This window comes from Nonomuraea sp. ATR24 (assembly GCF_041950485.1).
Classification (GTDB): Bacteria; Actinomycetota; Actinomycetes; order Streptosporangiales; family Streptosporangiaceae; genus Nonomuraea; species Nonomuraea ceibae.
In genome coordinates this window covers 165,194-173,017 of the sequence record NZ_JBGNUU010000002.1, presented here as the reverse complement: position 1 = coordinate 173,017, position 7,824 = coordinate 165,194, and the positions used below count along the sequence as shown (strand labels likewise).

Genomic DNA, 7,824 nt, shown 5'->3' with positions numbered 1-7,824 from the left:
CCCCCCCCCCCCCCCCCCCCCCCCCCCCCACGACCGTTTCGTCACGCGCCCTTCTGCGACGCCGTCCGGCGCAGCCTGATGTTCTCCAGCCGGTCGAACCCGTCCAGCAGGCCCTCGCCCAGGCCGCGCAGCCGGCGCATCGTCGAGGGCGGCATCAGCACCGCCCGCACCCGCCTGGCCCGCGACACGGTCGCCGCCAGCGCCTGGCGCACCCGGCGCAGATCCTTGCCCATCGGCGCGATCTCGCCCGGCTCCCTGGCGTACAGCACCCGCTCCACCGTCGAGGCGATCGCCGCGATCGACGCCGCCGCCTCCGCGTCGAACTCGTACTGCTCCGTCAGCCGCCGTGCCAGCGCGCGCGGCGTCTCGCTCGCCCCGCGCGCCATCCCGTAGTCGCACAGCGCGTCGTCCAGCTCCGCCCAGGCGGCCGCGACCGCCGGATGGCGGCTCGCCACCACCCTGGCCGTCACCTCGTCCGACGGCTCGCTCACCTTCCAGCCGAGCGCGCGCACCCGCCTGCTGCGGGTGAACAGCCGCACCGCGGCCGGGACGAGCAGCACCAGCAGGAGCACGCCTGCGCCGAGGCCGATCTGCGCGATCAGCGGGGTCGACTCCTCCGGCGGCACCCCGCCGTTGGCCAGCAGCGCCGCCTCACGGTCGAGCTGACGCGGGTTCTGGCGGTTCTGCGGGCCCAGCGCCTCGCTGTCGGGGCTGCCCGACGAGCCCGGCGTCGGCTCATCCGCGCTGCCCGTCGAGCGGGTCTGCGGGATCGTGTACGCGGGCACCCGGGCGCTGCCCTGCCCCGCCGACCCCGCCGGCGTCGGCTCGAACGGCAGCCAGCCCACGCCCTCGAAGTACAGCTCCGGCCAGGCGTGCGAGTCGTTGGTCGCCACCGTCCACTGGCCGCCGATCTGCGTGCCGCCCGTGTAGCCGATCGCCACCCGCGAGGGGATGCCGACGACCCGCGCCAGCAGCGCCATCGAGGCCGCGAACTGCTCGCAGTAGCCCGCCCGGCTGGCCAGCAGGAAGTCCTGCAGCGCCGAGTTGCTGTGCCCCTGCGTCTCGAGGCTGTAGACGAACCCGCCGGTCCTGGTGAAGAACTGCTGCAGCTTCACCGCCCGCTGGTAGCCCGTCTCGGCGCCTCTGGTCTCCTGGCGGGCCAGCTCCCTGATCTCCTCCGGCAGGTTCTCCGGCAGCTGCAGGTAGCGCGGGTCGGCCGCCTCGCCGCCCGGCGGCAGCGAGTCGAGCACCTCGGAGGTGACCTGCGGCTCGCCCGACAGCACCTGGTACTCGAGCCCGGCCGCCTCGTCGACGGTGGAGAAGACCATCAGCGTGCTGACGTCCGCGCGCCAGTCGCCGTCCACCTGGATCGCCCTCGGCGGGTACGGCAGCGGCAGGAACGACAGCTTGGAGATCTCCTCGCTCATCGTGATCTGCGTGCTGACGTCCGCCACCTTCACCTCACGCCCGAGGCCGGGCGGCGGGGGCAGCGGGCCGTTGTCCGTCCGGTTCTCCGGAGCGCCCTGCGGCTGCGTCATCCCGAACTGCTCGCCGTCGAACGTGTCGAGCGCGTAGATGCGCAGGTAGCGCGGCCTGCTGTCGTTGTTCGTGTAGGTCAGCACGGTGCGCCGCTCCGGCAGCTCCAGCCGCCCCTTCAGGTCCGCGATCGGGTCCGGGATGCTGATCGAGTTGCCCCGCCCGGAGCCGCTGCCGCCCACGCCGAAGGTGAAGAAGGAGACCGGCTCCATCGCGGGCAGCGCCGCCGGCACCACCACCGCCAGCGCGATCGCCGCGAAGCCGATGCGCTTGCCCGACAGGCGCAGCCCGCTGGTGTCGGCCTGCCCGCCCGCCCGCGGCGTCTGCTGGGCCGCGCGGGTCCGGCGCACCAGCACCGCCCGGCCCCAGTGCCCCACCCGCTCGCGCCCGTCGGCGATCAGCAGGCTGGTGAAGCCGAGCGCCGCCAGGATGAACGCCGGCCAGCTGATCGGGTCGGCCAGGATCGTGGCCGGCACCGTGGCCAGCGCCAGCAGCGGCAGCCCCGCCAGCGCCGCCCGCCGCAGCCGGGAGGCGAACAGGTCGACGATGATCGCGATCACGCCCACGCCGCCGGAGGTCAGCAGGGAGATGGGCTCGTTGGCGGGCACCGGCGCGGCGTAGCGCTGGATGTCGGCCCACCCGGTGGTCAGCAGGTCGGCCAGCTCCAGCACCGACTCCTTGGTCGGCACCACCAGCGCCCAGGCCTCCTCGGCGGTGAAGGACACCGTCAGGTACAGGCCCAGCGCGGCCACGCTCACCAGCGCCGCCGCCCACGACGGCAGCGACAGCCGTCCGCTCACCAGGCTCGCCGCCATCACCGCCAGCACTGCGCCCAGCGACGCCCAGAACCAGGAGCCGCCCTCGAAGAGCGGGTAGAGCAGGATCGCCGCGGCGAACGTCGCCACGGCGGACGCCACAGAAAGCCTCATGCCGAACCTCCGCTGAGCACGTACCTGCCGCGGCTGCCGGCGTCCTGCCAGACCGAGGCGATCGAGACGCCCGCGGGCAGCCGGACGATCCGCCAGCCGTACCCGGCCAGCACCGTCTGCACGGCGTCGTAGTTCTCCGTCTGCCCGCCGTCCCAGGTGCCCACGTCGAGCAGCACCGCCACCGCGGTGATGCCGCTGTGCCGCAGCCGGGCCAGCTCGCGGGCCTCCTCGGGGTCGAGCGAGCCGAGCACGGCCACGATCAGCCCGTCGCCGCCGCCCTGCCGCAGCGCCGAGACGCCCATCTCCAGCGACCTGGCCGAGCTGCCGCGCACCATCGCCAGCGTGTCCAGCAGCGACCAGCTCAGCCCGGTGTCCGTCAGGTGCTCGGCGCCCTGGTCGGTGACCAGCCGCAGGCCCAGCCCCTCACGCGCCAGGTGCACGCCGATCGAGGCCGCCGCCGAGACCGCCACCTCGAAGGAGGAGCGCGGGCCCTCGCCGCGGTGGGCGAAGCGGCGGGTGTCGAGCAGGAGCGCGCCGCGGCTCTGCCACTGCTGCTCCTCGCGCCGCACCATCAGCTCGCCGTGGCGGGCGGTCGAGCGCCAGTGCACCCGGCGCAGGTCGTCGCCCTGCCGGTACTCGCGCGGCGCGACGTCGTCGTCGCCCGCCGCCGCCACGCTGCGGGTGCGGCTGTCGCCGCCGCCGGTCCACTCGCCCGACAGCCGTACGTGCGGCAGCGCCACCACCTGCGGCGTCACCACCAGCGTGTCGGTGATCGTGAACGCCCGGGTCAGCTCCACCAGGCCGAACGGGTCGGCGATGCGCACCGACAGCGGCCCGATCGGGTAGCGGCCGCGCAGGTCCGAGCGCACCTTGTAGTCGATCTCCCGGACGCCGCGGGCCTCCACCCGGTCCAGCACGAACCGGGGCCGCACGCCCAGCGCGTACGGGACGGTGTCCTCGATCAGCAGCAGCCCGGTCGGCAGCCTGGTCACGTTCTCCAGGCGCAGCGTCACGGTGGCCTCGCCGCCCGCCTCCGCCCTGGCCGGGTCCAGCCGCCTGGCACAGCTCAGCCGGTAGCGCGTGCGCGCCACCACCAGGGCGGCCAGCAGCGGCAGCGCCGTCACCAGCACGCCGATCCTGAACAGGTCGTCCTCGCCCAGCAGGAACGCCATCACCAGCGCGGCGATCCCCGAGGCCAGGAACGAGCGTCCCCGCGAGGTGAGCGCCCGCAGTCCGGCTCTCACGACGCCCGGGTCTCCGGCACCGGCACGCGCCTGACCAGCTCCGCCACCACCTGCTCCGGCAGCCTGCGCTGGCCCTGCGCCTCCACGCTCGGCAGCAGCCGGTGCGCCAGCACGGGCACGGCCAGCTCCTGGAGGTCGTCCGGGATGACGTAGTCGCGGCCCGACAGCGCCGCGTTCGCCCTGGCCGCGCGGACGAGCTGCAGCGTCGACCGGGGGGAGGCGCCCAGCCGCAGGTCCGGCGAGTGGCGGGTGGCCACGACCAGGTCGATGGCGTACTTCTTGACCGGCTGCGACACGTACACCCCGCGCACGGCCGCGATCAGCGCGCGCACCTCCGCCTCGGTCGCCACCGGCTGCAGCTTGTCCAGCGGGGAGGTGCCGCCGTGCACGTCGAGCATCTCCAGCTCGGCCGTCGGCTCCGGATAGCCCATCGCCACCCTGGCGGTGAACCGGTCGCGCTGCGCCTCCGGCAGGGGATAGGTGCCCTCCATCTCGATCGGGTTCTGCGTCGCGATCACCATGAACGGCGCGTCCAGCTCGTACGTCCTGCCGTCGACGGTGACCTGGCGCTCCTCCATGCACTCCAGCAAGGCCGACTGCGTCTTCGGCGAGGCGCGGTTGATCTCGTCGCCGACCACGATGTTGGCGAACACCGGCCCGGGCTTGAACTCGAACTCCCGGGTCTGCTGGTTGTAAGCGCTCACACCGGTGATGTCGCTGGGCAACAGGTCGGGGGTGAACTGCACCCGGCGCACGGGACAGTCGATGGACCGCGCCAGGGCCTTGGCCAGCATGGTCTTGCCGACTCCCGGGACGTCCTCGATCAACAGGTGGCCCTCGGCGAGCAGGACGGTCAGCGTCAGGCGGACGGCGTCGCTCTTCCCCTCGATCACGGACTCGATGGCCTGCCGGATCCGGTGCGCGGTGGAGACAAGCTCGCCGAGCTGGGGAGGGACGTCATGGGTTACTGCCACCAGGCCTCCATGAGAGGTGCGACGGCCTGCCCCGCCCAAGGGTGCCTTTGCGGGAGACATGCCATTGTTTTCCATTATCTGTACGACCCTACGACTCTGTGGGTTCCGGAGCGACTTTTGCGGATATTCCAGAGAAGCCAGAGGTTGTTCATGTTCATGTCGCATTGCCGTGCGAATGCCGTGACACCGCCCCCCACGCGGCGCGCCACTTTCCCCCACCGCCGCCCCCTCTAGCGGCTCCGCCGGTTATTCGCCGGGCTTTTCCCGCTTCGACACGCCCACGGGCCGCCGTGCGCCCGCCCCCGCCCCCCACCCGACCCCATCGCGCTGACCTGCGATAACGCGTGGAAAACGACGGATGAACCGGGTTCGAATCAGTTGACGGTGGGGAGAAGTGGAGTATGGTGGTGCGCAGTGGAGGGCCCGGTGCACCAGCGCCGAGCGCTTCACGAGGCACGGGAGGTGGGGCCGATGTTCCTCGGCACCCATCAACCGCGTCTGGACGACAAGGGACGGCTGTTCCTGCCGGCTAAGTACCGTGAGGAGCTGGCGGAGGGTCTTGTGATCACCAAAGGCCAGGAGCGATGCCTCTACGTCTTTCCCGTGGAGGAGTTCCAGCGCATAACCGAGGCTCTCAGCACCGCCCCGGTCACCGCCAAGGCGGTGCGCGACTACAGCCGCGTCTTCTTCGCCAGCGCGTCCGACGAGAAACCAGACAAGCAGGGACGCATCACGATCCCGCAGGGGCTGCGGCAGTACGCCGGCCTGCAGCGTGACTGCGTGGTCATCGGTGCCAACACCCGGCTGGAGATCTGGGACGCGCAGGCCTGGGACACCTACCTCAACGCGCAGGAGCAGGCGTTCGCCGACCTGTCGGAGGAGGTGCTGCCAGGGATTCTCTAGAAGTCACGGTCGAGCCGTCGGAGATGTCGTTCGGCGAGGTCTCCACCCGCAACCACTGCCGGCCAGCTGATGCACCTTCCCCGGTGTCAGATGGCAGGCGTCCACGAAGAGGGTGCGGATGGGGACCTGGCCGGACGGCACCGGGGTGGGGACCCTTTGCAGGACGGACACATCGACCGGCCGCGTCATCCGCGAGCCAGGACGCGAGAGGGGGGTTTGGAGATGCACGACGACGCAGCCAAGGGCGGTCACGTTCCGGTCATGCTCGAGCGCGTACTGGAGCTGCTCGCTCCGGCGCTCACCGGCCCGGACCCCGTCGTCGTCGACGCCAACCTCGGCCTCGGCGGCCACGCGGAGGCACTGCTCGCCGCGCACCCCGCGCTGCACCTCATCGGCATCGACCGCGACCCGTTCGCGATCGACCACGCCACGCGCAGGCTCGCCCCCTACTCCGGGCGCACCACGCTCGTCCACGCCTCGTCCGACGAGATGGCCGCCGTGCTGGCCCGCGCCGGGCGCACCACGGTCGACGGGGTGCTGTTCGACCTGGGCGTCTCCTCGCCCCAGCTCGACGAGGCCGAGCGCGGTTTCGCCTATTCCTACGACGCCCCGCTCGACATGCGCATGGACACCGACCAGGAGCTCACCGCCGAGGTCGTGGTCAACACCTACCCCGCCGCCGAGCTGACCCGCATCCTGCGCGTCTACGGCGAGGAGAGGTTCGCCCCGCGTGTCGCGGGCCTGATCATCAAGGAACGGGCCAAAGACCCCATAACGTCGACGAAGCGGCTGGCCGACATCGTCCGCGAGGCGATTCCGGCCGCCACCCGGCGCACCGGGGGCAACCCCGCCAAACGAACGTTCCAGGCGCTGCGCATCGAGGTCAACGCGGAACTGGCCGCCCTGGAGGCGGCCCTGCCCGCGGCCCTCGACGCGCTGGCGCTCGGCGGGAGAGTCGTCGTGCTCTCCTACCACTCCCTGGAGGACCGGCTCACCAAGCAGGTCCTCACGGCGCGAACCAAGGACACCAGCCCGCCCGGGCTGCCCGTCCCGCTGCCGGCTCACCAGCCGCGGTTCCGCCTCCTGACGAGGGGAGCCGAGCTCCCGAGCGAAGAAGAGCTGACCCGCAACCCGCGGGCGGCTTCGGCCCGGCTCAGGGCCGCAGAGAGGATCCGTGTTGACGACCAGGACTGAGCAGGAGACCCGGCGGGGCGCGCCCGCCCGCGGCACTGTGCCCACGACCGGTCCCGCGGCCGGGAGCACGCCCGCGGCCGCGGCCGGACCGAAGACCGGCAGGCGCCGGCCCGACGTCCCGCACCCGGCCAAGCCCGTCCCCGAGACCGACCCGCGCCCGGCCCGCGGCGCCCGCCCGTCGCCCGACACCAGATCCCGCACCCCCCGCCCGGCCGCCGACCGCGCGGGCCGCCCGGGTCCTGACGCTTCCGGGCGTCCAGGACGTACGGGCGCCGAGCGCCCGGGACGTACGGGCGCCGAGCGCCCGGGACGTACGGGCGCCGAGCGCGCCGAGCGCCCTGGGCGGACGGCCGCCGACGCGGAGCGCTCCGGCGCGGCGCGCACGGCACGCACGGCACGCACGGCGTCCGACGGCGCGCAGCGTACGGGGCGGACGGCGGCCGAGCGGTCCGCCGGCGCGGCCTCGGAGCGCGCCGGCCGCACCAGGACCGAGGCCGCCCCGCGGTCTGCCGCCACCCGCACCCGGCCCGGCGCCGACCCCCGCACGCGCAGGCCCCGCACCGACCGCGGGCGCGGCGTCGCCGGCGGGCTGGACGGGCAGGCGCGCCCCGCCGTCCGGCGACGCCCGGCACGACGGCAGCGCGCCCCGTTCGTGCTGCTCGTCGTCGGGCTGCTCTGCGGCGGCCTGGTGAGCCTGCTGCTGCTCAACACCGTGCTGGCCCAGGACTCCATCACCGCCTCGACCCTCGTGGACGAGATCGCCAGCGAGCGGCAGCACAACGAGGACCTCAAGCGCAAGAACGAGCAGAGCAAGCTGCCCACGGAGATCGCCAGGCAGGCCGAGGAACTCGGCATGCGCCCGGCGTGGGACAGCGTCGACCCCTACACCGCCGAGCCCGGCCAGGCGGTCCAGGGGCGGTGAGCGGCACCAGCGGCAGGGGTCAAGGTCCCGGTCGCGGCACAGGCGGCGCCGGCTCTCAAGGAGGGCCCGGCGCCGCTCGTCGTACGCCGGGCGGCCCAGGACGGGCGGGACGCAACACCTCC

6 protein-coding genes are annotated in these 7,824 nt (G+C 73.4%); 3 read left to right on the top strand and 3 right to left on the bottom strand.

Features of this window, described 5'->3' with window-relative positions; genetic code table 11:
• Positions 1-41 precede the first annotated feature (41 nt).
• From ACBI99_RS04645 to ACBI99_RS04635, 3 genes are read right to left on the bottom strand one after another with little or no spacing between them, the layout of a single operon-like run.
• Positions 42-2,465, bottom strand: coding sequence for a DUF3488 and transglutaminase-like domain-containing protein (locus ACBI99_RS04645; RefSeq protein ID WP_357586600.1), 2,424 nt, complete (start codon positions 2,463-2,465; stop codon positions 42-44).
• Entirely contained in the window at positions 2,462-3,709 is a 1,248-nt protein-coding gene (locus tag ACBI99_RS04640) for a DUF58 domain-containing protein (RefSeq protein ID WP_219507281.1), read from the bottom strand. The genes ACBI99_RS04645 and ACBI99_RS04640 overlap by 4 nt, the downstream gene beginning before the upstream one ends.
• Positions 3,706-4,743, bottom strand: a complete 1,038-nt coding sequence (locus tag ACBI99_RS04635) for an AAA family ATPase (protein WP_375071729.1) — start codon at positions 4,741-4,743, stop codon at positions 3,706-3,708. Before ACBI99_RS04635 ends, ACBI99_RS04640 begins: the two co-directional genes overlap by 4 nt.
• A 411-nt stretch (positions 4,744-5,154) precedes the next feature.
• Here ACBI99_RS04635 and mraZ point away from each other — a divergent pair, with 411 nt between their 5' ends.
• The 3 genes from mraZ (at position 5,155) to ACBI99_RS04620 (ending at position 7,702) form a co-directional block, all read left to right on the top strand.
• A complete protein-coding gene (gene mraZ, locus ACBI99_RS04630; protein ID WP_219507284.1) occupies positions 5,155-5,586 on the top strand; it encodes a division/cell wall cluster transcriptional repressor MraZ in 432 nt (143 codons plus the stop codon).
• Between the two features lie 222 nt (positions 5,587-5,808).
• Positions 5,809-6,780, top strand: coding sequence for a 16S rRNA (cytosine(1402)-N(4))-methyltransferase RsmH (rsmH, locus tag ACBI99_RS04625; RefSeq protein WP_219507286.1), 972 nt, complete (start codon positions 5,809-5,811; stop codon positions 6,778-6,780).
• On the top strand, positions 6,764-7,702 hold the full coding sequence (locus tag ACBI99_RS04620; protein WP_375071728.1) for a hypothetical protein: 939 nt from the start codon (positions 6,764-6,766) through the stop codon (positions 7,700-7,702). The genes rsmH and ACBI99_RS04620 overlap by 17 nt, the downstream gene beginning before the upstream one ends.
• Positions 7,703-7,824: the final 122 nt, after the last annotated feature.